This is a genomic window from Parabacteroides leei (assembly GCF_023369805.1).
Taxonomy (GTDB): Bacteria; Bacteroidota; Bacteroidia; order Bacteroidales; family Tannerellaceae; genus Parabacteroides; species Parabacteroides leei.
The window spans coordinates 18,220-42,518 of the sequence record NZ_JAMBQG010000011.1 but is presented as its reverse complement, the minus strand read 5'-3'; the positions used below and the strand labels follow the sequence as shown (position 1 = coordinate 42,518).

21 protein-coding genes are annotated in these 24,299 nt (G+C 39.3%); 1 reads left to right on the top strand and 20 read right to left on the bottom strand.

Annotation, left to right across the window (positions count from 1 at the left end):
• Positions 1–230 precede the first annotated feature (230 nt).
• The 10 genes from lepB to M1P97_RS15770 all read right to left on the bottom strand — a co-directional run bounded on the left by lepB (position 231) and on the right by M1P97_RS15770 (position 8,071).
• Positions 231–1,094 carry a signal peptidase I gene (lepB, locus tag M1P97_RS15815; RefSeq protein ID WP_195372308.1) on the bottom strand — a complete coding sequence of 288 codons (864 nt, stop codon included), beginning with the start codon at positions 1,092–1,094 and terminating at the stop codon, positions 231–233.
• 29 nt (positions 1,095–1,123) lie between these two features.
• A complete protein-coding gene (locus M1P97_RS15810; RefSeq protein WP_249389579.1) occupies positions 1,124–1,594 on the bottom strand; it encodes a hypothetical protein in 471 nt (156 codons plus the stop codon).
• A gap of 45 nt (positions 1,595–1,639) precedes the next feature.
• A complete protein-coding gene (locus M1P97_RS15805; protein WP_249389578.1) occupies positions 1,640–3,139 on the bottom strand; it encodes a hypothetical protein in 1,500 nt (499 codons plus the stop codon).
• Positions 3,140–3,813: 674 nt separating this feature from the next.
• Positions 3,814–4,827: a hypothetical protein gene (locus M1P97_RS15800; RefSeq protein ID WP_195372306.1), complete on the bottom strand. Its 1,014-nt coding sequence runs from the start codon at positions 4,825–4,827 to the stop codon at positions 3,814–3,816.
• Positions 4,828–4,889: 62 nt separating this feature from the next.
• Entirely contained in the window at positions 4,890–5,150 is a 261-nt protein-coding gene (locus tag M1P97_RS15795; protein ID WP_195372305.1) for an NVEALA domain-containing protein, read from the bottom strand.
• Between the two features lie 11 nt (positions 5,151–5,161).
• Positions 5,162–5,428 carry an NVEALA domain-containing protein gene (locus tag M1P97_RS15790; protein WP_195372304.1) on the bottom strand — a complete coding sequence of 89 codons (267 nt, stop codon included), beginning with the start codon at positions 5,426–5,428 and terminating at the stop codon, positions 5,162–5,164.
• A gap of 47 nt (positions 5,429–5,475) precedes the next feature.
• On the bottom strand, positions 5,476–5,718 hold the full coding sequence (locus M1P97_RS15785) for an NVEALA domain-containing protein (protein ID WP_195372303.1): 243 nt from the start codon (positions 5,716–5,718) through the stop codon (positions 5,476–5,478).
• Between the two features lie 173 nt (positions 5,719–5,891).
• On the bottom strand, positions 5,892–6,776 hold the full coding sequence (locus M1P97_RS15780) for a DUF1573 domain-containing protein (RefSeq protein ID WP_195372300.1): 885 nt from the start codon (positions 6,774–6,776) through the stop codon (positions 5,892–5,894).
• Complete coding sequence (locus M1P97_RS15775) at positions 6,773–7,828, bottom strand: BF3164 family lipoprotein (protein ID WP_195372299.1); 1,056 nt, start codon at positions 7,826–7,828, stop codon at positions 6,773–6,775. The genes M1P97_RS15780 and M1P97_RS15775 overlap by 4 nt, the downstream gene beginning before the upstream one ends.
• Before the next feature lie 9 nt (positions 7,829–7,837).
• On the bottom strand, positions 7,838–8,071 hold the full coding sequence (locus M1P97_RS15770; RefSeq protein WP_195372298.1) for an NVEALA domain-containing protein: 234 nt from the start codon (positions 8,069–8,071) through the stop codon (positions 7,838–7,840).
• A gap of 221 nt (positions 8,072–8,292) precedes the next feature.
• On the opposite strand from M1P97_RS15770, the gene M1P97_RS15765 reads away from it, so the two are divergent.
• Positions 8,293–9,585, top strand: a complete 1,293-nt coding sequence (locus tag M1P97_RS15765) for a hypothetical protein (protein WP_195372297.1) — start codon at positions 8,293–8,295, stop codon at positions 9,583–9,585.
• Positions 9,586–9,610: 25 nt separating this feature from the next.
• Here M1P97_RS15765 and M1P97_RS15760 read toward each other — a convergent pair whose 3' ends face one another.
• The 10 genes from M1P97_RS15760 to M1P97_RS15710 form a co-directional block, all read right to left on the bottom strand.
• Positions 9,611–9,898, bottom strand: a complete 288-nt coding sequence (locus M1P97_RS15760) for a hypothetical protein (RefSeq protein ID WP_229058451.1) — start codon at positions 9,896–9,898, stop codon at positions 9,611–9,613.
• Complete coding sequence (locus tag M1P97_RS15755) at positions 9,886–10,593, bottom strand: 6-bladed beta-propeller (RefSeq protein ID WP_229058450.1); 708 nt, start codon at positions 10,591–10,593, stop codon at positions 9,886–9,888. The genes M1P97_RS15760 and M1P97_RS15755 overlap by 13 nt, the downstream gene beginning before the upstream one ends.
• 100 nt (positions 10,594–10,693) lie before the next feature.
• Positions 10,694–12,607, bottom strand: a complete 1,914-nt coding sequence (locus tag M1P97_RS15750; protein ID WP_249389577.1) for a transglutaminase-like domain-containing protein — start codon at positions 12,605–12,607, stop codon at positions 10,694–10,696.
• A 347-nt stretch (positions 12,608–12,954) separates the two neighbouring features.
• Positions 12,955–14,010: a 6-bladed beta-propeller gene (locus M1P97_RS15745; protein ID WP_249389576.1), complete on the bottom strand. Its 1,056-nt coding sequence runs from the start codon at positions 14,008–14,010 to the stop codon at positions 12,955–12,957.
• A gap of 35 nt (positions 14,011–14,045) precedes the next feature.
• Positions 14,046–15,314, bottom strand: coding sequence for an ATP-binding protein (locus M1P97_RS15740; protein ID WP_249389575.1), 1,269 nt, complete (start codon positions 15,312–15,314; stop codon positions 14,046–14,048).
• A 226-nt stretch (positions 15,315–15,540) separates the two neighbouring features.
• Positions 15,541–15,984: an HU family DNA-binding protein gene (locus M1P97_RS15735; protein WP_249389574.1), complete on the bottom strand. Its 444-nt coding sequence runs from the start codon at positions 15,982–15,984 to the stop codon at positions 15,541–15,543.
• A 390-nt stretch (positions 15,985–16,374) separates the two neighbouring features.
• Complete coding sequence (locus M1P97_RS15730; protein WP_249389573.1) at positions 16,375–17,274, bottom strand: Fic family protein; 900 nt, start codon at positions 17,272–17,274, stop codon at positions 16,375–16,377.
• A 163-nt stretch (positions 17,275–17,437) separates the two neighbouring features.
• Positions 17,438–19,015 carry a RagB/SusD family nutrient uptake outer membrane protein gene (locus M1P97_RS15725; protein WP_195372293.1) on the bottom strand — a complete coding sequence of 526 codons (1,578 nt, stop codon included), beginning with the start codon at positions 19,013–19,015 and terminating at the stop codon, positions 17,438–17,440.
• Positions 19,016–19,037: 22 nt separating this feature from the next.
• Positions 19,038–22,016, bottom strand: coding sequence for a SusC/RagA family TonB-linked outer membrane protein (locus M1P97_RS15720; protein WP_249389572.1), 2,979 nt, complete (start codon positions 22,014–22,016; stop codon positions 19,038–19,040).
• A 572-nt stretch (positions 22,017–22,588) separates the two neighbouring features.
• Positions 22,589–24,280: a right-handed parallel beta-helix repeat-containing protein gene (locus M1P97_RS15710; RefSeq protein WP_195375525.1), complete on the bottom strand. Its 1,692-nt coding sequence runs from the start codon at positions 24,278–24,280 to the stop codon at positions 22,589–22,591.
• Positions 24,281–24,299 lie beyond the last annotated feature (19 nt).

Sequence of the window (24,299 nt, the reverse complement as noted above, 5' to 3'; positions counted from 1 at the left end):
TTCATATTTAAATTGTTACGATGCAAAGATATGTTTTTTTTTCATCTAAAAGCATATTATCCTGATTTTTACCGGAAAAATAGGTTTTAAAAATATATTTGTCTATGTTTACCGCATAAAGAGTCTAAGGGTTGAATTTTAAACGGGAGTTTGGAGTTCAACTTTTACTGTTTTTGTACACGCCAAATATGTTTAATCCTATAATAAATAGACTTTTCATGGCTTTCTGTTTAATGAATTATTTTTAAAAAACGATCCCATCTGAACTTGTTTGTATACGGATCAACTGATTTCCAAATAATCCAAGCTTTTCCTACAATATATTCTTCCGGCAGCAACCCCCAATAACGTGAATCCTGTGAATTCATCCCGTTATCACCTGCCATGAAGTAATAGTTTTTCAGAAAACGATAACCGTTAATCGGTTTTTCGTTAAGAAAAAACGTAGAGTCTTTGCATTGTAGATTTGTTTGTTGTTCCCATTCTATTACTTTTTTGTATAGCCGGAAATTTGTGCGATCTAAAGTAATAGAATCGCCTTTCCCCGGTGCATAGAGAGGTCCGAAATTTTTAATATTCCAGCTGATCACGCTATCGAATGGGAAACTATGATAAATTCCGTCTCCAAATTTGTCTGTTGTAGCTATTTTGTTTTGTGAATCTATGTTGCCGAGATGTGTTTGTACCCCTTCAACATGGAAATATCCTTTTTGGATCGATAGGGTGTCTCCCGGTAACCCAATACATCGTTTGATGTAATATTTCAGAATATGCATTTCAATGTTGTCCCAACCGTTAGGATGCGGAAAATTAAAAACAAGGATATCATTTCGTTTTATCTTTTTGAAACCGGGAATCCGGTAAATTTCTGTCTGCTCCAGCCGCATGGAGGCAAACAAGTTGAACAGACGCGGTCCGATGGTCGGTTTCCACACCAGTATATTGTCGCCGGTCATCAACTCCGGTTCCATTGAGTCAGTGGGGATTTTGAAAGAACCCCATACGAATACCTGCATGACAAACCACAAAGCGGCTGTCATACATAGCCAGAAAACTATGTTGACCACTTTGTTCATCCAGTTTTGTAAAACCATTTTAACCTCTTTCTTATGTAATTTGCCAATTACCACCAATATATCCTTCCGTTTTTATAAGTGAATATTCTTTCTGCATAATAAGAACTTTCCATTTTGGACGTCTTTATCAAATATAAAGCATCAGAAGGAATATTATCAAACATAATGCTTTCCCGATTGCCTTTCATTGTTTTTACCTGAATCCATTCATTATCCCAATAATACAAAGTGAAGTCTTCATTGTTATTTACCTGTATTTTTGACTTCGGAATGATTGATATGGAGTGAATTTTCGTCTCTCTGCCTAAATCGAACAATATGTTCCAATCTTTTGAATTTTTACTGTTGAAAGAGCCCAGGAAGCCTGTTCCGGACAAACCGTCTGTAATTCTATAAAGCTCTTTGATTGAATCATTACTTATGTTTGCAGTTACTTTGACATCAGTGACAGGTTTTAACCTGCCGTCTTGTTTTTCATAGAAGATGATTTCACTTAATGCGATATGTTTTTGCGGCAATGTCAAATGGATTTGTCGATATTTTTTAGATGTCTGAAGCTCTATTTAGTTATAGCTAGCATCTATCGAATCGGTTAATGTGTATAATGTATCCCTCCGTTCTTCACTACCGAAGCTGTTACATCCAATCCAATGGGCTCCGGCAAGCATTGGCGTAAAATGCGTGCTTATAGGAGTCGTCGTGTTGACTACGATTGTTTCTTTTTCGCGTGGATTGTGCTTTAGTTGTTTGCAATCCCCCTCTTTGTCAAGAATGAATGCTGGCGCAGCAGGTATGACTGCTCCGTTCTGAAAGAAAGCCGGTAAGTAGGCAATGTCGCGCCCTATTCCTTTGAATGTCGCCTTTTTCCTGTTTATTTTTCCCCACTGGATGGGATTCCATGTCATATTCTGTGCGTTATAGACGCATAAATAGCAATAACCGGTATTGCCGGGAATCTTTTCCGTTATATAAATTGTGACGTCTGTCGTTTGAAAATATTCTGAAGAGACATCCTCTATCCAAGGGTTTTTAAACAAATTCGGAATATTGTTCATCTCTTCGTTTTTGTCTACCATTGGTCCGTCCAAATGGTATTCGAACGATTTTCGAAATACTTTCGGCAATCTGAATTTCCCCGCCTTCAGGTCAAATGAATGATTGTTATACAATATATCATATTTCCATCTTTCATTATCGCAAAACGGTTCGAAAGGATATGTTTTTCCGTCGATAATCAAGGTGTTCCAACTATGCCCTTCCGTCCGGTTTCCCCACATGGGAACAAAATCGATCGTGACGGGCATTCCAAGTGCCGACATCATGTGTGCGTTGAATTGTGTCTGTATGTCACAAGTCGCCCTTTTTATCCGTTCATAACTGGCTATATTGCATATGGGCATGGAGGCGGCATAGCCGACGCTGTTCATGATTTCGTCATATGTAAAATGCAGTGAATCTGTAATTTTCCTGAAATCTTTTACTGCATGGCTGAATATCCCGTGATGACGGTTATAAAAAACCTCCCGGTTATTATCTAAGCAAAACTTGTCGTTGAAGCGATAGGGCAGTATGTGTTTGCAGAACAACTCAAACGGAGTGTCTCTGGTATAAGCATTCTCTTTCCATGCCTTGAATACCAAATCTATTTCTTTTATCAACCAATTGGCTTTGACGGTTTGTATATCCTGCTTGTCAGGATATTTGTGTAAATTGATTTTCTGGCTTTCTTCATTCCATAGCTCTTTGACATCCCTTCTCCAGTCATCCGGCCGTTTCCAATCATATTTTTCAGATATGGCTATATGTTTATTATAAACCGGCTGTAAGAGGGAGATGATGGCTGGATCGTATCCTGTATGACCCGGCATATTTTTGATAAGGAATTGGGCGGCTTTTAGTTTTAATGAATCATTTTGATAGTATATCAATACTTTCTCTAATTCTTTCCGATTCTCTTCGGCAAGAAACAGAGCCTGCTCCAGACGTTTGTCGTCTGGAGAGGTACAAGCCGTCAAGAGGAGGGTTAAGAATATGTAGATTCCTGATATGAATATACCTTTCATTTCTGTATTTGTCTATAAAGTAACCGACTAAAATAGTTTCTCATGAGGATTGAAAAATGGTAATTAATATTGTCTTTTGTATTGAAAATTAGGGGATATACATTCCCATTATAATCATTTGATAAAAAAGTGTTACTTTTGTCAAAGTAGACATTTCCTTTTTCGATAACATCTTTCCCTACTTTTAATTTGATTGATAAAATGTCTTTGAATATAAAGAAAATATTTTTGTTCTCTTTGTTTCTGTTATAAAAGTCTTCGACTTTTGTAATACACCCAGAATATTCTGACTCCGGAATTATAATTATGTATGAATAGTTATGTAAGTCCTCATTTACTTTATTCAATTTTATGCAAACATTGTTTATATATTTTTTTAGGGGTACTACAAGAAGAACATATAACTAGTATGATAATATAAATGATGAAATTTATTTTATTTAATGAATAATTACTTTGGTATGATACTTCTTTATTTGATGTTTTTTATTGAAACATCCTATTTAAATAAGAGAATCTAGAAAAAAGTATAAATAATATTTCTCCATCTTATTATTGTTTTATAAAGAAGATAATGAAAAGTGATTATTCTTATTTTTTTGTGAGATTTTAGATAGGATAATTTTTCGATTCATCATCTTCTTTTATTGTTTGGAAATTGTTTTTATTTATAGTTATATTTTGATATAATAAGAAAGAATACATTCTTTATATAATCCGTTATATCCGTATAAAGTATTGTTTATATCATCGAATACGAATAATATAGGAGAAATGTCAAATCTATATTCATTTATGTAATTTCCATTATTATCATATATCAGTAATTTATCCTTATAAGGATCTTTCATGAAATCATCATGATTTTTACCTCTGTATAATAGGAAAATATATGATTTTGAGGCGAATGCATTTATAAATGTAGTTGTATTAGAATTGAAATTATTGATATTAATATGTGGTTTTTGTTTTTCTCCCAAGATGCTTTTTTTTAAATTACCATTAAAATCAATAAAATCAATTTTGTCTTTGTAAAAATACGCATAGACTATTACAGAGTCGTTAGCAACTAATATACCTTTATTTGAATAGAAAAAACTTTCAAGGTGATCATCTTTTGGAAATGAATATAATATGTTTGTAGAATTATTCTCAAAATTATATTTGCAAATATTTAATTGAAAAATATTATTGTATATTAGATATTTATCAAATGAATATACATTATTCATGGGTTCACCTATATTGAGTATATTATATTGATCTTGTTTATCAATATTGTTACTTTTTAAATCGTAACGATAAGCATTTTTTCCGCTATTAAATCCTCCAATGAGAAATTGATTGTTTGTTCCTTTGTATAGGTGTGGATTCGAAAAATCCATAGGACCTTCGCCTTTGTGGCCAAAACTGTTTAATAGTTGAAAATTAGGTGTTTGGTATACATGTATAATTGTGTCAGATGCTATTGATTGAAATATTATGTTATTTTCCACTATAGCTAAATCTGAAATATCAAATATTTCGTTTAAATAAATTTCTTTTGCGACTAATTTATTGATATCTTTTTGGAAGCTATCATCATTTATGTGTGTGTCTTTTAATTCTTTATTATTGAGTGAACAGGATGTTGATAAAAATAAACAACCTATTGTGATATTTATAATTTGAAATATATTCTGTTTCATAATATGTTTTTTATTATTGAAATCCAAAGTATAGAATACAATTCTATACTTTGGATTTTGAATTATAGGCAGATTGATTTATTGCTATAACTATATGCTTGTAATTCAGTACATCCGTTGACCCCTCCACAATATATTACAGAGGAACCTGGATATCCTGCATGAGAATCTACATACTTGTAGCATTCTCCCAATAAACTACCTTCGGATTGAGCTAATGCCTCAATGTTCATTAATGTTAAATCAGTTGTCTTTTTAGATTGATTTGAAGTGGAAATAAAAAAAGAAGCTATAATGAATGATAGAATTGATATTTTTTTCATAATGAATAATTTTAACAATTACTTATATTACTATATAAAACCGCTTTTACAGTTTGACAACCTAAGCAGTAAATAACATAGTATGATGGAAAGACATACTCAAAAGATAATGTTTGATAACATATACCATGGGGATAAATTCCTTCATTTTGTGCTAAAGCTTCCACATTAGCTAGTGCTAACTCTGAGAGTTTTACATCTTGATTATTTCGGTAAAAATTCCAACTAGCTGTTGTTGCAACTATTGTTATGAGAATGAGACTTATGATTCTTTTCATGACTTTTCTCTGTTTTATGATTAGTATTGTTAACAATTGCTTTTTCCCTACAAATAAGTTGCAGTTTTTATAGCACATGTTTCACAGTCTATATAGTGAATAGGAGTTCCACCATATCCATTTGATCCATGCCAACAGGCATTGCCTCCCCCACCTTCTTCATTAGCCAATGCCTCTACATTGGCTAATGCTAAGTCTGACAGCTCTACCTCGTTTTGATTCTGGCTGAAATTCCAACCTGCCGTTAGAGCAACTATAGTTATAAGGGTGATACTCATGATTTTTTTCATGGTGTTTATCTTTTGGGGTTTATAAATTCAAATTCTATTGTTTTTATTATCTTTGTTCTCTAAGAGAGTGCGAAAGACTAGTAGCTAAGTTATCATGATACACCTCCTTTTGGGGTCTCTGGGAGTTTGTTTGTACAATTTTGCCGTCGTGCAACAAACTCCCTTTCGTTCGATCACCGAACATTCCCCTTTATCTTTACTTTGACAGGTTGATTGTTCATACTGTTGTACTTTATCGTTATGACTTCATCGAAGAAACCTGTATCCTTCGGTGTCATCTTGATCCCTACCCGAAGGGATCCTCCGGGGTTTACGGGATGCTTTTCATATGTGGCTGCCGTGCAGCCGCAGGTAGTACTTGTGTCCACTATCACGAGGGGATTATCCCCAGTGTTTTTTATTTCGAAAGTAGCCTCTTTTATTTCTGATTTCTTGAATGTGCCGAAGTCTATTTCTAGCTCTGTTGCTTCGGCAATTGTTTTCAACAGATTTTTGTTCGGATTGTCTTTTCCGGTAATCTGTTTCAGATAAAGGTCTTTTACAGCTGTGTTATGTATCGGATTTCCCAGTATAGCTACTTTATTATCTTTATCCAACAGGAATGTCTGGAATGTCATATCTGCCGGGAATTTATTCAGTTTGTTCAGTCGATCATTCATATCGATACATATCGGGCGATCAAACTCATCACGTTTTAACAGGTAACGTATTTCTTTTATGTCTTTTGGATGAAAGAAGAAAAGGTAAGGTATCTTTCCTTGTGTTACCGAATCGGTGTATTCGATCAGTTCTTTCCACTTAGGTAGTTGCAGTTTACAACTGGTACAGCCAATAGAGTCTACATATATTAATACCTTGTAATCGGATTGCGGAATCTGATAATCTGTAGTGTCTGTCAGATAGCGTGTGAAGATCAGGTTTTCTGGGAATATAATATTTTTCCCTTGCCATTCGTTCACCAATTGCACAATGTGTTTTTCTTTCTCTTTCTGCTCGTTTTTGCAGGAAAAGAAGATCGGTAATAGAATTGTTAATATAAATAGAATTTGCTTTATCATAATTTGAATGTTAATATAGGATTATCGCTTTCTACACATGTCGCGATACATGTATTGGTTGCTTCGTTTATATAAATGCCGAAAATATTATTGTCCAGTGTGTATTTTCGAACGGGGTTACCGTCTGTGTCGAACACATATAAGTAATGTCCTCCTTTTGGGGCTGCTTCGCCGCGTTGGTAAAATTCATCCCGTTCTTTCCATGACATTCCATCGAAAACGGTATAAATATACCGGTCGGTAACCTGGATATCCATAAAGCCTTTTATACCGATAGGAATACCTTCTCCCCCTTTTTCCTTAAATTGCGGTTCTCCACCGGGACCGTATATAATATTATGTGTTTGGTTTTTCAGGTTATATATTTCGAGGGTTTCCCCTAATTGAGTAGCCATTGCATATATCCCGTTTTGCGGATTGTAGTCTGTAAAACTACGCCAAGCCTGTGCTAAGGCTGGATGTATATCTTGTTTGTAATTGGTTTCGGTAGGTATTTTACCAATTTTATTGATTGGTTTACCGTTATGGCTGACTTTGTTGTAACGGAAATCTCCCTGATAGTCGGTGATCAGAAAGGCTGAATCTGTCCGGTAAAAGTCCAGTGAGCGAACCAGACTTTTGTCTAATGTTATTTCTTCTACACGGGATACTGTTTTTTCAGCGGGAGAAACTGCCCAACGTGTGATCTGCATCCTGTTTGCATCGAGTGTCCAAATGGAATCGGATGAACAAAATTGGAACATTTCGGCGGAAAGCATTTCTTCCGGACCTTCTCCCCGTTTGCCGAAAGGGGCTATGGGTTTCCAGTCGGGATAAGTGAAAGAGTAAAAGTAATGGTTATCATTATGTAAGTCCATAATAATGGCGATACTATCCTTTACTGATACCCGATAAGGGTAACGGAAAAAGACAGAATCAATAGTAATCTCCTGCGTGGTTACTGTTTTCTCATCGGGAAAAGTCGTATACCGAGGGTAGAGGGGATCGGGTGAACCACTGCAGGAGATTAATGTGCTTATTCCTATAAGTAATATGTATAGGAGGGTCTTCATTTCTGATTTTTATCTGAGGCCACCATATTTTACTTCGACTTTCTTTCCATGGCATTCAACGTCGCCCCAACCATAACATTTAAAGTTTTCATCTGGGTCTTCTTCTGATAGAGCTAAAGCTTCGATGTTTTCAAATGCCAGATCACTCAATACCTTTTTTTCTGACTGATGAGTAGAGTAAAAATACATACCTCCAAATAAACATAGAAGGGTGATGCCTGATTTAATAGTCTTTCTTTTCATTTGTTCTATTTGTTAAATTTGTTTTTAATATATTTGTTTCTTGAAACTACTTTAATAGCAATAAGATGTGTGATGCAAAAGTATATATAAAATTGACTTAGGCAACTGTCTTTAGAAAAATAGAAGAGGGGTGGCGTTAATTTGTTGATTTACAGTATTGATATCAGCGAATTGTCAGAAAACTGAGTCAGTGATCGAGAGTAAAATGAAACGATTTAGATATGAAACAAAAGATTTGGATGATATTGAGTTGTGTCGGTCTGACTTTTTTATTTGGTTGGTGGTTATGGAGTGCTTTCCATATGCAGCAAAATAAATTATGTTCAGAGTCGTCTCTTGTGTTTGCAGAAGTGATACAAAAAGAAAAAAAAATAAAAATAGAACGGGAATTTGGTAACTATAATCCAATGAATTCCCCAAATGAAATATCATGGGCAGAAAAAAGTGAATGGTGCGATCAGGATTTCCTTTTTTATCGTGATTCCAGCCGATTCTTTTTGGATAGTCTCTTTCGAACGACACTTTTAGAATATAAAATTAAGGCCGAGACGGCTATTCGTTGCATACGGAATGGTCGTGTTATTGATACTTCTTTAGACAGTACTTTTTATAAAAAGGCATTTCCCTTAAAACTCATTGTTTATCGGAGAGATGAAAATCCTGATAGAAATATCACGTTACAAGCCTATATCAAGTACCCTTTTGGAACGGTTTGGAGACATAGTTATCTTATGTGGATGATTTCGGGTTTGGGCCTTTTGTTATTTGGTGCGATTATTGGTGGGTATTGTTTCTGGTATAAAAAGATGCACAGGCTTACTGAACAAGAATTGCAGTTACAACAACTGGAGCAAAAATGGCAGGTATTGAATCAACAACACGAGCAACAGCGTGCAGAGCTGCAACGGCAGCAAGAGCAACAGAGACTAGAACTGCAACGGCAGCAAGAAAAGTTGAAAAAGCAGGAGCAACAACAAAAACAAGAACGACTAGAGTTAAGACAGCAACAAGAGTTACAACAACTTGAAGCACGGCAGCAACAAGAGCAGCAGCGGCTGGAACTGCAACAGCGACAAGAAAAATTACTACAACTGCAACAAAAATTGCAGGAAAAGGAAGAGCAATTACCTAGTCAATTGATTCAGGATAAGACAATTAAATGGGTGGAGTTGTCGAAAGATTTGTTCTTTGATGAGGAACATGGTGATTTGTGCTATAGAGAAGATGTGAATATCCGTTTGACTGGGAATTTGTTAAATTTATTCCGTTGTTTTATAAAAGCCGAACAATATAAACTAACTTATGAAAGGATTTGTATTGATATTTTGGCACGACCAGTAAAAAATGAACTATCCAAATCGGACCGGGATGCTGTTGCGAGTACAATTCGTAACTTGCGGACACATTTGAAACCGCTTTCTTTTATTCAAATAGAATCAATCAGAAGTACAGGGTATCAGATGCTTATTTCGAACCCTGAAGATTTAGCAGTAAAAAATGGCGTACAACAATAGTGTGGCTATTGCTTCTTATATTTTACTAACATAATAACAGGATTTGAATCTTCTTCCAGTTCCGCTGCAACTTCCCTTTCAATTGTCCTTTCTTATAAGCCTCAATAAGTTCGCTGGGCTCAAATTTTTGCCAAAATGCGATTTCACTGTTGGTCGTTTCCTGTACTGTAATATTCATAGGTCCTTTTTCTGGAAAATCATTATTGAGTATAGTGTATTCGAATAAAGTATTATCTTTTTTGTCATACGCCAAATATGTTTTTGGACTCCCCCCTTTTCTTAGAAAGTCTGCATCCATTTTTACTGTTTCCATAAATAGTAACGGTCGGTAAAGATACAAGGTAAAAGAAATACGGCCGGTTTCATGGATTGTATGGACGGTGTTCTTGCTATGAAAGGGATCAAACTAAAATCTGGTGAGATTCTGAATATTGTATCAGAAGAAGGTTCCATGAGCAACCAACTATTGTGGTAAGGGACGATAGGGTAAGGACGAGGAGCAACTCCCGCATTTCCGGCGTGGTTGGTTATTCCCCACTCTACTTTCTTTTCAAAATAGATTCGAAAATCTTTGACAATGCTTCCGTCTTGTTTGGATATAAGAACAAATTGCTGATTATCCGTCTTTTTCTCAATGTGGACAGAAGGTGATTCTCTGGCAATCAAATAATCAGAGTTATAACTAGTTGCATTAATCCATTTGACATCGTCTCTGTGGATACTTCTTATAAAATTTCCCTGAAAATCATATACTAATACGTTTCTAATAACTTCGTCAACATATATTTCACCCTTATCTTCATCTAAGAAAACACTTAGGTTGAATATATATTCTTCAGAACCTTGCCCCTTTTTGTTAATCTTTCTCAGACCTTTGCCATTTCTGCTAAAGATAAAAATCTCTCCGTCGTTAATGACATTTTTTACTAACATCAACTGTGATGAAAGTATCCGGCATAACAACTGCGCTGGAGTCATTATTTTGACTGTTTGATTATTTGTTACCATCGCACCCTGTTATTATTATCAGGAATAGAACTAAAATTGTATTAACTTCTCTCATCTGAATGTACAAACAGGTTACATGAGTAATTGTTGTATGGAGAGATTACCACCAAACCTGTTTCCCATCCTCGTATGTAAATATCCGTTCTTCTTTCCCTCTGGTATAATTACGTAGCCAGTATAAAGTCCCTTGGGGAATCTGTTTGTATATAAGCAAATCATCTTGGTCGGCCGTTTGTTGTCCGGCAGAAGCCCATTGTCCGGATTCGTCTATGTAGAAAAGTTCGTAGAGATTGTTTTTCCGTATGCCGTTGTCATCGTTCCGGATGATGTACCGGATCTTATCGATACGTGTGGGTTTTGAAAATGCCAGACCTGCCCAACTCATGCTGTCGCGGGTATGAAAGAAGGTGAGTGGATCGCCGTCAAATACATTTTGTTTAGTGGCGTGTGGATTGTAAATACTGGTAATATCTGTTCCGATAATTTCTCCTGTTAGTATCTTCTGGCTGCCTGGTTCATAGAACTCCAATTCAGCCATATTCCCACGAATATTGGGAGAGGACAGATATCTGTAATATTTGTAACTTTTCTTAGGATTGACTTCAATTGTTGTATACTTAAAGTCGGGAGCTTCTGTGAATGTGAACAGATCTTCTGCCATTTGAAAATCTGCGTAATCCGATCCCTGGAATTTTCCACCGACAAATGCCGGAGGTATGGCGGCCAAATGTATGGGGGTACGGTATTTACGTTCAAGGTACAGATCTGCCTTTTCTTTTTGACATTCATGGGTGGTGACTTTTCCGGTAGAATCGACCACAAAAGGTGCGCTTAACGGCCGTAGGTTCTTATTCTCATAACTGCAAACCTGATAGATTATATCCGGACCGACATGATTGAAGGTCACTTTCTTTTTGGCTATTTTTCCCCAATCTACCGGAAACCACCCTTGAGGATCGAATACGCATAGATAGGCATATTTGTTATGGGTATTCCCTTTGTTCAACGGAATGGAGACGGTTTGAGGTTGAATAAAAGGGAAATGTCCTGTGATATCTTTCATAAAAGGATTTTTGAAAAAGGTTGGAATTTCTTCTTTAGACGTGTTTGTCATCATAAGGGAACTTTGTTGTATGGAAAATGTTTTCTGATATACTTTCGGTATGTCTTCAAAACGTCTTAGATGATCGCCGGGATTTTGTTCTCCCCCGGCAAAATCGTGATAGTTGCCGCTTTCGTCATATAGGAGGTTAAACGAATGGCTGTTATTACCACGTCCCCAATGAGGTATAAACCCGGTTGACACAGGGATGCCGACGGAGCGCATGGCATATATCGCCAGATTCGTATAGTCTCCGCACAAACCGAATTTTATATGAATGAGGCTACTGGGTTTTATATCGGCAGGTTTAGGAAAATCAGTGAAGATGTGGATCGGTTGTTTGATCAGTTCGTTATTGATTGCTATACAGGCTTCCAGTGTTGTTGATATACTGTCCGGTAGTAATTGGGCAAATGTGTTGTAATATTGTGTCCGCCATATTTCCGGCAGTTCATTTCCAACACGGTAGGGGAGAATCCATTCACAAAAATCTTCGAAAGAAAGATGTTTGTTCCAGGGTTTTTGCCATATCCGGAATGCTTCGTCTATCTGGGTGATCAGGAATTCCGCATTTAATTGTTGCAAGTCTGCTTGTTGCTTTGCAAAACCTTGTAGATTGCTATTTTGGGTCCGGTATGATTTATTTATCGTTTGCTGATCATATTCTTCCTGTTCGGTTTGGTATACGGAATCGATAAACAGATGGAATTCATCAACGGCTTTTCCTTCCGGATAAAATTTCCCCAGCATATTCCGGATCAGAAATCTGGCAGCAGCCTCTTTCTGTTCGTCTCCTTGATAATGTTGCAGTACTTTTTCCAGTTCCTGACGATTACCTCCAGCCGTTTGAAGGGCTAAAGCCAATTGTTTTTTCTCAATATCATTACATCCGGTCAAAAGAATAATTACCATGACCAGGATTATATTAAGAATGATTGAATTGTGGCGATTCATTTGAAGTCTGTTCTTTAATGGTTTATAAGAGAGGTTCCATGTCTCTAATAAAATAAATTATAAAAATACGAATAATATCCAGTCTGGCGTAGTTTATTATAATGATATTTCATTACGTCCAACAAATAAAATTATTTCATTGGATAATTCATTCTACAATCGTGTTTCTTTCGTTTGACATATATCAAACGAAAGAAACATATATATGCTTTATTCATTTGATAATTGCCAAATGAATAATTGTATGAGAACAAAATATGAATTATATATATATATAGCTAGATTCGTTTACCCTTGCTATAATCTTATTTCAGATTTATAATTTGTAATTGAACATTGCAGTTGTTTGTTTCATCGTCTAGTATACGGCACCATACTTTATCGCTCAGATAGAATATTTGATCGGAAGATGATTGTACATGGTCGATGTCATTGATAACAGTAGTCGATGTTGTTAATTCGTGCGTCTCTTTATCGTATAAAACCCATCTAAAGGGATTCTCTTCTACGTAATAGTAATAGGTTAGTAGTAGGAAATTACTAGAGTTACTGAAATTCCACATCATTGCAAAATCCTGTAATGGAATTGTTTCAGGATCTTTTTTTCTGAGTTCATCTTTGAGTCGTTGCTTTAAATTAATTTGGTATTTCACGATGGCCGTGTCTTTGGTGACGTATGAGAGATTATCCCAGTTCCTGTCATAGTAATAAAAGGCTTGGTCCGATAAATTGGTATATAAGTTTACGAATTCGAACTTGTCATCTTTCGGAATATCAAAATTTATTTTCTTGATGATGTTATCTTCTCTGTCGACCGTCCATATTCCATAAGGTAAATTCTTTTCGTAGAAAGGTAAAATACACAATTTTATTCCGTCTTTTAATATGGCAAAATCTCTAACGTATAAAGTTGTCTTTATCGATTCTATAAAATCTCCATTGTAATTGTATATGTTTATTTTCTGTGAGGAAGTGTCGAGTATGTGTATCCGATTAAGAATCGGGTCAATCGTAAATGCATGTATTCTGACAAACTCTTCCGGTGCATTCCCATAGTGATTGATCTGGTTGACGAGTTTACCCTCTGACGTGAAAATCAGAATACCGGCTTTCTTTCTGTCTAAAAGTATCAACGTATCATCGTCTAAAAAGATATTGCGGACACCGGATATTATACATGAGTCGTTTGTGTTTAACTCAATATAGTCTAATGACTTGGCAAATTGAGAATATAGGATCGCATCTTTTGTATCGTCCAGGTCGATAGCTAGTTCAGGAACATTACTTGTCTTTTCCTGACTGCATGAAACGGTCAGGCCAATAAATAAGAGAAGTAAATATGTGATATGATTGATTTTCATGGGATAATGTTATGATGGTTTAAAGTTATATAATCTTATTCGATGAGCAACCATTTCCAGGCAGGGAGTACTTCTATTTTGCATCCGTCTTGTTCGATCATGTCTTCTTCGTCATAAGTGATAATCAAAAGACGCTTACAATCAAGAACTTTATTTAGTTTGATCAACGCTTCCACTTCACGTTGAAATGTATCATCTGAGAGATTTATGGAATAGCTTACTTGTATCGCTGTGGCAGTGTCCGGTAAGTAGAAGTCTACTTCAATATTCCGGTTGTAAAAAAATACGGCATCATCTATGCCATAACGCTGCAGCAAGGTCACGGCTACTAAGTTTTCCAATAAAGAAGTTTTGGCATCTATTGTTAATATTCCCAATATGCCATTATCTACAAAATAGTATTTAGGATTAGTTTCACGTTCAGTTAATTTATCTGCTATATTTTGAATGGGGAGTAGTAAAAAAGCATCTTTAGCATACTCCATATAGTTGATAACTGTATTCTTGGCTATTTTAACACCGGTAGAAGCCAATATATTAGTAATTCTGGTAAACGAGACGGGTTGCTTCACGCTTTCAGCCAGTTTACGGAATAGTATTCGTAAAGCAAAAGTATTTTCTATGGAATGTCGTGCTGCAATATCGCTTAAATAAATTTTTTGGTAGACGCTGGTTATATAGTCTCGTTTGGCAGCTAATAAAGCTCCTTCAGGAAAACCACCGTAACGAAAATAATTTTCGAAAAGACGTTTGATTTCCGCCCGGCTTTCTGTTGCTGAAAAGGTGTTTGGGGTTATTGAGATTTGGTGGGCATTCAGGAACTCTTTGAAATTATATGGATAGACATTTATTGTGATATAGCGTCCTCCCAGTGTTGTAGCGACATCTTTGCTGAGCATTTTGGCATTACTCCCTGTAATGTAGACTTGATATTTATTGTCTGCCAACCGGCGGGCGAATTTCTCCCATCCTTCAATATTTTGTATTTCATCTAAAAACAGAACCGGTCTTTGAGGGGAGAGACTTGCATGTACTTCAAGAATTGAATTCAAATCATCGGTATTCATTCCGATCAGTCGTTCATCCTCGAAATTAATATATAACATTTCATCCCATGTGTATCCTTGAGTGAGCATGTCTAGCATTCGCTGGTAGAGTAAAAATGATTTTCCTGCCCGGCGAATACCCACGAAAACATAATTACCAAAATCTTCAAAATGAAAACTACGGGGGATGACTTTCTGTCTGGCAACCTCGCTGCGATTATCTAAAAGGACTTCCTTTAGTATTTCTTTTTGTATCATAAGCTATATTGTTCTGTCTATTGAACAAAAATATGTATTATTTGTTCAGCAAACAAGACAAAACGTGATTAGTTTTCATAGACTAATTGCCTGGTCCTCTGATCCCCCCCGTGTTGTCACGTAATTGTGAGATTAGTCCGGTGCACTGTGAAAAGTGGAAAACAAAGTTCTCACGACAACGCTATCCATAAAAAAAGTCCCAGGTTTTAGTCTGGGACTGATCTGTTTATTCGATAACCGGTCTGTCATCCTCGTTGTCACCATCTTCTTTCACGGAGGGCTGTGTTCCTGCTTTTTCGAATTTGGTGTCTTTGCGGGCCTGGCGCAGAGCGGAACCCGGGCTGAAGATGATACGTGGGGTTTTGATCATTGAGTTATCAAAATTCTTTTCCGTATCGGCTCCGGCCGAACCTAGCCCATAACGGAAGTTTCCGAATTCACCGAACTGTACACGTCGTCCGGCTGCCAGATGTTTTCTGAACAGGTGGTTCATACGGTCGGCTACTCCTTTCACCTGATTGGAAGGAATACCGGCTTCACTGATCTCTCCCAGTAACTCCTCGAACTCTACCAGGTCTGAATAGAGTGGCTGTGCATACAATTTTTTCGGGGTTTCGTCTTTGTCCTTACCCAGGTTGTTTCTCTCTACTAAACGATACTTTAGTGACATAATCTTTTAATTTTGAATGTGAATAGATAATACTTTGTTTGTTCTCGAAAACATGACAAAGATATATCCCACTAAAAAACACAAATCGACTTAGGTCTGTTTAGTACGGAATAGGGGGAGTTAAGTGGAAGAATGGCACGTTTTTCGACCAATCCCCATCTGCATTTCGAATAATCCGGCAAAAGAGGATATTTCTTGCGTAATCAAATTATACAGCCGTAAGTTTTACCGCCGTATAAATAGGACGTTCAATGTAATCTCGTTTAAAGTTATTTTTGTCAATCATAATGGATGTTTTTTGCAAATATAACATTTTCATCCATTATAATGGACGAAAATGCCGCATAATATGTTTTTGTCAATTATGATTGACAAAATTGAGTGTTACTATCAGTTATTATAACCGATCTTGAAGTATTGAAGCATTGTTTTAAATTTATCCTGTGCAGTCAGGCAGGTATCGACAAGATATTCATGTGCTTTATCCCATTCCTGCAAACCACGGTAATAGAACCATTTTAAATCTTCGTCTATGATGAAAGGTACAATGTTATTACTCAGGCATTCTTTAAACATGATCAGGCGTCCTACGCGGCCGTTTCCATCTTGAAAGGGGTGGATGCATTCAAATTCTCTATGGAAGCCGATGACGTCTTCAACGGTTTTATTGCTTATGGCATTATAATCCGCCAGAAGCGTTTTAATCTGGGCGGACACTTCTTCGGGGGGACAGGTTTTATTCCCTCCGACTTCGTTGGGGAGCTTTTTATAGTCACCCACCAGGAACCAGTCTTTCCTGCTATCGGAAGTTCCGGACTTTAATGTATAATGGAGTTCTTTTATGAAAGTTTCTGTCAACTTTTTGGTTTTAGCTTTTTCGATAATCATGTCGATACATTTGAAATGGTTGGTTGTCTCGATTATATCATCGACATTTATCATTTCGTCTGTCGCCCCGATCGTATTGGTCTCAAAGATGAATCGTGTCTGATCGTGGGTTAACCGGCTACCTTCGATATGATTGGAATTATAGGTGAGATCTACCTGAACACGGTGATATATTCCTCCGTTCAGTTTCATATCTTTTTGTTCTTTGAGTGTATTAAGCAGTGGGTTTTCGCTGAATCTTTTCTGTTTTTTAGAATCAGAGATTACTGCTTCTTCCGGAATATTCCAGGTTCTCCCGGTCAGAAAAGCTCCAGCTATTTTTCCTGTGGCACAATAGTTACGTACTGTCCTTTCCGGAAGATTTTGTTTTTTTGCAAATTCGCTGACTGAGTAATATTTCATAAACGTAATTTGCCGTTATCGGCAAGAAATGTGTATATTTTAGATGCAAATATACCGATTTCTTGCCGATAACGGCAAAATCATCTCGAAAAATCGTGTGTTAGATAACTTCTTTATAGCGGAACACATGGGTTTTCACGTGTTCCGCGTTGTCTGTGTTTTGTTAGAATGCCGGATACCCCGGATTCTGTTTCAGGTTTTGATTCGTTTGCCAGGCATCCTGCGGGATGGGAAACAAGTTTCTGTAATCTTCACCTTTCGTATCCGGTTTTAGGAAACGGGCATTCTGGAAAGTGCCGAAGCGGATGCAGTCCTGACGGGAGTAACATTCCCAGGCAAGTTCGAGTTTACGTTCCAGGGCAATTTCATCGAGTGTGACAGATGCATAATTGTGCTCCGAATTCTCGAACCCTCTTTGGCGGATCTCATTGACCAGGCGGGTCGCTTCTCCGTTGTCTATACCCATACGTACCAGGCATTCGGCTTTCATCAGATAGATATCGGCCAGGCGGAACAAGGCGAAGTCGTTTTCTATGCCGTCTACAGTCGATTTGTCGAAAGGCCATTTGATGGCACGGCCGCCATCTTCCTGGTTCACATCTCCCCAGGCTGTACCGTCACGTTCCGTTCCCGGGATGATCGTAACGTCTTCCGTGTGGATCAATGGACGGTCGTGAGCTGTAATGATTACTTTTCCGGTAGCCGGGTCGATCATTTCACCCAACAGGAAAGAACCTTTTTTACGTATGTCGGCATCGTCGAACAGTTTTACATAATCCGGCTGTCCGCAGACGCCGTTGTCACCTGTCACTTTCAGTCCGAGAACCAGATTGTCCTTGTAGTGCAGGGTCCAGGCAAACAGTCGGTTACGGTAGTCCGTGTTGTTTATATCCTGGTCGTTTGCACTGAAACAAATCGGGAAAATGGTTTCCATAGACGACTCGTTGTTGCTTGCGAAATTGGCTTTCCAGTCCGATTCGAGGGTATAGCCGAGCTTCATCACTACATCGCAGGCATCTGCTGCTTCCTGCCAGCGTGGAACGTCAACACCCCATGCTTCGGCATTCAGATACATTTTAGCCAATAGTGCATAAGCGGCTCCTTTAGTGAATTTTCCGTAAGAAGCCGTACTGACATCCTCCCGTAAGACATCTTTAATCTCGGTAAGTTCTTTCAGTATGAAATTATAGACTTCCTTGCGCGGTGTCACGGTGGGGAGACTGGTGTCTTTAAAGTCGGTGATAAGAGGAATATTCCCCCAGTTATCCATCATAATGTAGAACCAGATGGCGCGTACGCCCCTGATCTCGGCCAATGTTCTTTGTTTCAGTTCGTCGCTGATGAAAGTGTTGCTTTCAACGATGCTGTAAACCAGGTTGCAGGTAGAGATGGATTTGGTAGCCATACTCCAGCAATTCTTTATCTGGTTGGTGTTGGCTGTCCATGAGTGCATGTGTAATTCGCGGTATTGTCCGCCGTCGTACCAGTCGCCCCCTTTGCGGGTCGGGACAATGGCCATATCGCCGCTGCATTCGGACAATGCCATGAAGTTGTAAGGGACATATTGGTTCAGGCTCCTGTAAACCGGCCCGACTATGGATGCAATTTCCGCTTCGTTCTTGCCGAAATGGTCGGCCTGCACTTTGTCATACACTGTTTCGCCCAGATCCATACACGAGGGCATAGAGCAAAGGAGAAGAGTTGCTCCGGCGAGTGATATTATCAATGATTTCTTTTTCATAAGAATGTGCTTAATTAGTAAGTTAGAATGTTAAGTTAACGCCTAAAGTGAAAGTTCTTGATTTAGGGAAGAACTGGCGGTGTTCGATACCCGGAGACAGGCCGGCATCCGCATCTGTGATTTCTCCGCGGAAGATCTCTACTTCCGGGTCGACACCCTTGTAGCCGGTGATTACAAACAGGTTCTGTCCGGCCACGTAGACACGGGCTTTATCCAACCAGTCGATTTTCTTTGTGTTGAACGTATAACCCAGTGACATGTTGTCGAGGCGCATGAAGGAAGCATTCTCGATGTAGTAGGAACAGATACGGGAAGACTCTGTGAGCTGATGAACCAGCGGATCGTTCAGCGCATTGGTACCGATCAGGAAGGTATTGTTGCCATAGGCGGCACGCGGGTTGTTGAATACTTTCTGGCCGATGGAACCGCGGAAGAAGAAGCTCAGGTCCCAGCTTTTCCAGCTGAATGAGTTGTTCCATCCGAATGTAAGATCCGGTTGTGCATCGCCGCAATAATCACGGTCGTCGTCTGTTATCTGTCCGTCTTTATTCTTGTCTTTGATGATGTATTTGCCGTTTTCGTCGATTCCTTCGCAGATCAGCATATAGAATTGTCCTACCGGACGACCTTCTTCAATGACGTGTGAGGTAACGCCTGAACCGCCGCGCAGCCAGGGGTCGCCTGTGTAAAGACGGCTGGTCGTATAAACGTCGCTCGACAGTTTGGTGATCTCATTCTTGTTGTGGGCCAGGTTCAATGACATGTTCCAGGAGAAGTCTTTCTTACGGAGGATATCCATGTTCAGCATGATTTCGATACCTTTGTTGGTCATATCGCCTACGTTGGCCTGCATTTTATTGTACACGAACGGGGGAGTCGGAACTTCGTAATTGTACAGCATATCGGATGTTTTCTTGTTATACCATTCGATGGTACCGTTCAGGCGGCTGTTGAACAAGGTGAAATCGAGGCCCACATTCAGCATCGCGGTAGATTCCCATTTCAGGTCGGGGTTGGCATTCTGGTTGATCTTATAGGCCGTCTGCCAGCTGCCGTCATTATAATAGATACCTTCCGAACCGTATAATTCAAGGCTCTTATAAGGTTGTAGGCCATCCTGATTACCGGTTACACCGTAGCCGATACGGAATTTCAAATCGTTTACCCACTTGACATCCTTCATAAACGATTCCTGCGAGATCCCCCAGGCTGCGGATGCGGAAGGGAATGTACCCCATTTATGGTTGGCCCCGAATTTGGAAGAGCCGTCGCGGCGTACCGTTGCCGTAATCATATAGCGTTCGGCATAGCTGTAATGGGCGCGTGCGAACATGGAGATCAGTTTGTAGGAGTTTTTGTCTGAAGACACGTCGCCGGTTTTCAGGCCGGTACCTGATTGAAGGTTATTTGCTCCAAGGTCGTTGGTCAGGAAGTTACGGTTCTGTGAAGTGAATGAGGAATAATTGTTATCTTCCCAGGAATAACCTATCATACCTTGTATCTTGTTTTCTTCGGCGGCTCCGAATGTTTTTTCGTAGTCGGCTGTCCATTCCATCAGGTTGCGGTTCCAGGTGCGGTTCCGTTTTTGTGCATATCCGTTATTGCTTTGTCCCTGCTTGGTTTCAGAGTTGTCATATTGGCTGAACTCGCTGGAATAACGGCTTTTGTATAAATTCGCTTTCACGTTCAGGCCGTCGATAATTGTGAATTGTATATCTCCTGCGCCATAGAAATAGATATTATTCATATCTTTTCTGTTCAGGTCCTGGTTTTGCACAGGGTTTCCCTGGTCGTACTCCGTATTTACTTTGGTGAAATAAGAACCATCGGCATTGTAAACCGGATAAACGGGAAGCATGCTATAGGCTAACACGAAATTGTCTCCGTAAGGGATACGTGCATCCGTTAAGGTGGCTGATCCGAGCAAACCGATACGCAGGCGGTCGTTGATGGCCCGTTGCTGGAACTGGAAGCGGAAGCTGTAACGGTTCATGTCGTTGTCGCGCATGATACCGTTGCGGTCAAGATAGGTGAACGAAGCACGGTAATTACTTTTAGAACCTCCTCCGGAAAGGGAGATGGCATGGTTTTGTGAAATACCTGTCCGGGTCATGGCATCGAACCAGTCGGTATCGGCCCCGTATTGGTCGTATACGCTGGCGTCCTGTCCTGATTCTTTGGCGTATGCTCTCCATTCGTCGGCATTCATCAGGTCGGGTTTGTTTGCCAGATGATCCATGGCCACGTATCCATCGTAAGAAATCTGTGTTTTCGAGCCTGAACCTCTTTTCGTGGTGATAAGGATAACACCGCCGGCTGCGCGCGAACCGTAGATGGCGGCTGAAGATGCATCCTTCAGCACCGATATCGATTCGATGTCGGATGGTGCTACGGTTGTCATATCACCTCCGGGGATACCATCGATAACGATCAGCGGCCCCTGGTCGTTTTGCAGGGTGGATGTTCCGCGCAGACGGATGGTTGAACTTTTGGTTACGTCACCGGAGCCGGATGTGATTGTCAGACCGGCTACTTTGCCTTGCAACAGGTCGGAGGCATCCCTGGTTACGCCTTTGTTGAAGTTCTCTTCTGAAACATTGGCAACGGAACCTGTAATTTCTTTACGTGTCTGTGTCCCGTAACCGATGGCTACGACTTCACCCAGATTAACAACAGACGGAGCCAGCCTGATATCAATTGTCTTCCGCCCTTTTACGGCTTCTTCCGTTGTGTTATAACCGATGAATGAAAACTGAAGAACGGCTTTCGACAGGTCGTTCAATGTGAGCGTGTAGTTACCGTCTATATCTGTGACAGTACCATTGGTCGAACCTTTTTCTACTACATTTGTTCCGATGATCGGTTCACCTAGTTCATCTAAAACTTTTCCTTTAACAGTGCCCGATTGAGCAAAGACAGCTGTCATACAAAGTGACATTAATGCTGAAAGTATCCCTACCTTGCAGCATTTGAAAGAATAAATCGCTTTCTTTCGTTGCATAATCATTTAATTTTTTTGGTTAACACTTATACTAGTTTCTGAGAATTATCACGTTCAAATATAACTCTATTTTTTTAAAATAAATAAACATAAGAAGTTTAATTTATGAGAAACAAGGCTTTTGTGTAGATTGGTTGTTTAATTTAATAAAAAAAGGTTGTTTTTTATGTGTGGTTTTTCGGTGAATTTACAGGCTTTATTGCTTGATAATAAGATATCTATCTTTTATTTTTCAGAAACGTTGATTATTAAAGATGATGTAAAATCAGTTGTCAGATGACTTCGTCCAAGTCCAGATAACCGAATTGTATATCGTCATCCATGCACATAATGATTCGGTTGTTGTCTTCGTCATAACAGAAGCGGACTATTCTGTAACCTGCTTCCAATGTTTTTAGATAATCTCCGTTTAGGTTGAATACAAGAAATTAGGTCGGGGAGTAGGCTTCTGTGCGATGGTCTCCCCCGGAATAAGAGGCAATGATCTTGTCACCGCAAACGTTTACATTCCAGTGTTGCATGGGTATAAAAAGATTTTTTCTTATACCCGGCAACTTGTTATAGGAAGTCTATTATTGAATGATATTTCCTTCTATCGTAACATTTTTACATTCCTGAGTCTTTATCAACTCATCTAAGGTGGAAGTTTTGGGTGATAGGAACAGATTGTCTGTGATTTTCAGGCCGTCGACCGATTTGGCCGAAATGGCATCGGCTCCTGTCAGTTGGAAACGGTTGTTCGAGATGGTGATGTTACGATGAACGTAGCCTTCATTACGGTCGTTTTCGGGAGCAATGAGGATAACCGGATCACCACATTCGATGAAATTATTATTACGGATGGTGACGTCGCGTACCATGCCCGATTCAAACCAGCTACGGGCATCGTCGGCGATCAGGATACCGCTCATTTGCATCCGGAAGAAGGTATTATCTTCTATCATGACCTTGCGGCGGGTGGATACCAGGATACCACGACTGGGAATACGGGAAAAATAGTTTCCGCGAATAATGACTTCCGGGGTGTATGTTACGTTTTCGACGACAAGACCTTCAGTCTCTTTTACTTTGGAAACTACCGGTTTGTCGAGGGTGATAACAATTTCACGTTCGCTCTTCATCTCTGCCTTTTTTACTTTTGCAGATGAGAGAGACATCAGAGAATGCGGGTCGATGAATTCAATTGTATTACCCGGAAGGAACGACTGGAAACCATAGGTTTGGTGGTGCATATACTTTACGACGATCTGGTTGGGAGAAAGAAATTCGGTTACAGCCAGATGTGTTCCGTGTATATTGATAGGATCATCGTGTGCCCCGGAGAAGCGGGAGTTTTCAATGGTAATTTTCCCTTTACAACCGGACATCTGTACGAAATCGGCAAATCCGGCACTGGTTCGTCCGCTGCCGGCTTCGGGTTCGAAGGCCATATTGCGGTAAGTAATGTTTTCAGACATTTGGCCGACGAGTCCGAAATTACCAAGAAAAGCGAGGTGTAAATTTTCCAGTGTAATGTTTTTGCTGAACTGGATCAATCCGCAGGCCTGGTCGCGTATGGCATCGCGCATCTGGAAGGTAAGCCCCGGTTTGGCTTGCGGTGTGTTATCGTAAACGAAGCGGAGCAGGTTCGGTTCGAGTTCGATCGCTTTACGAAGGCCGGTTAGGGGTGACCAGCTACGCCAGGTAATATCTTTTTCCGGGTCATAGCTTTGTGCGATACCGTCGGATAGCGACCAGTTATCACCGACAAAGGAGAATTTACCGTCTTTGATTTGGTAACGTGATTGAGGGTGGATACGTACGGTCATATGGTGTTCTCCGACCTCTGTTACGGTCAATTCCGGCACAGTCGGGTCAGCGGCTGTTACAGTGAAGTTGCGGAATGTGATATTTTCGCACTGGTCGATCACGAAGCTGGTCATTTCGCCATGAGTAACGAGGTGAGCTCCTTTTCCATCGATCGTTACGTTTTTCAGTCCTTTCAGCCATAGTCCGATATGCTTGGTCTGATCCGGGTTTTCCTTCTCTGAGGCAGTGTTTGAAATGTGGTAAAGTATCTGCGACGAACTTTCCCGATGAATGTTATAATTCGCATTCTGCAATTCGATGACAACCGCTTTTCCGTTATAACTCCGTGCCTGCTCGATAGCGGCCTGTAGTTTCTTTGTCATGTCCCCGGTCTCAGGATTTACTTTAATGATATTTTGTGCCGTAGCAGTAAGTACAAAAAATAAACAAAAGGTAAAGAGAATTGACTTTTTCATGATATTTTTGTCTAATTGA

Bases quoted from the DNA above. Each gene is read 5' to 3' on its own strand.
- lepB (WP_195372308.1), bottom strand. From the start codon at position 1,094: ATGGTTTTACAAAACTGGATGAACAAAGTGGTCAACATAGTTTTCTGG.
- M1P97_RS15805 (WP_249389578.1), bottom strand. From the start codon at position 3,139: ATGAAAGGTATATTCATATCAGGAATCTACATATTCTTAACCCTCCTC.
- M1P97_RS15800 (WP_195372306.1), bottom strand. From the start codon at position 4,827: ATGAAACAGAATATATTTCAAATTATAAATATCACAATAGGTTGTTTA.
- M1P97_RS15795 (WP_195372305.1), bottom strand. From the start codon at position 5,150: ATGAAAAAAATATCAATTCTATCATTCATTATAGCTTCTTTTTTTATT.
- M1P97_RS15790 (WP_195372304.1), bottom strand. From the start codon at position 5,428: ATGAAAAGAATCATAAGTCTCATTCTCATAACAATAGTTGCAACAACA.
- M1P97_RS15785 (WP_195372303.1), bottom strand. From the start codon at position 5,718: ATGAAAAAAATCATGAGTATCACCCTTATAACTATAGTTGCTCTAACG.
- M1P97_RS15780 (WP_195372300.1), bottom strand. From the start codon at position 6,776: ATGATAAAGCAAATTCTATTTATATTAACAATTCTATTACCGATCTTC.
- M1P97_RS15775 (WP_195372299.1), bottom strand. From the start codon at position 7,828: ATGAAGACCCTCCTATACATATTACTTATAGGAATAAGCACATTAATC.
- M1P97_RS15770 (WP_195372298.1), bottom strand. From the start codon at position 8,071: ATGAAAAGAAAGACTATTAAATCAGGCATCACCCTTCTATGTTTATTT.
- M1P97_RS15765 (WP_195372297.1), top strand. From the start codon at position 8,293: ATGAAACAAAAGATTTGGATGATATTGAGTTGTGTCGGTCTGACTTTT.
- M1P97_RS15760 (WP_229058451.1), bottom strand. From the start codon at position 9,898: ATGGAAACAGTAAAAATGGATGCAGACTTTCTAAGAAAAGGGGGGAGT.
- M1P97_RS15755 (WP_229058450.1), bottom strand. From the start codon at position 10,593: ATGGTAACAAATAATCAAACAGTCAAAATAATGACTCCAGCGCAGTTG.
- M1P97_RS15750 (WP_249389577.1), bottom strand. From the start codon at position 12,607: ATGGTAATTATTCTTTTGACCGGATGTAATGATATTGAGAAAAAACAA.
- M1P97_RS15745 (WP_249389576.1), bottom strand. From the start codon at position 14,010: ATGAAAATCAATCATATCACATATTTACTTCTCTTATTTATTGGCCTG.
- M1P97_RS15740 (WP_249389575.1), bottom strand. From the start codon at position 15,314: ATGATACAAAAAGAAATACTAAAGGAAGTCCTTTTAGATAATCGCAGC.
- M1P97_RS15735 (WP_249389574.1), bottom strand. From the start codon at position 15,984: ATGTCACTAAAGTATCGTTTAGTAGAGAGAAACAACCTGGGTAAGGAC.
- M1P97_RS15730 (WP_249389573.1), bottom strand. From the start codon at position 17,274: ATGAAATATTACTCAGTCAGCGAATTTGCAAAAAAACAAAATCTTCCG.
- M1P97_RS15725 (WP_195372293.1), bottom strand. From the start codon at position 19,015: ATGAAAAAGAAATCATTGATAATATCACTCGCCGGAGCAACTCTTCTC.
- M1P97_RS15720 (WP_249389572.1), bottom strand. From the start codon at position 22,016: ATGCAACGAAAGAAAGCGATTTATTCTTTCAAATGCTGCAAGGTAGGG.
- M1P97_RS15710 (WP_195375525.1), bottom strand. From the start codon at position 24,280: ATGAAAAAGTCAATTCTCTTTACCTTTTGTTTATTTTTTGTACTTACT.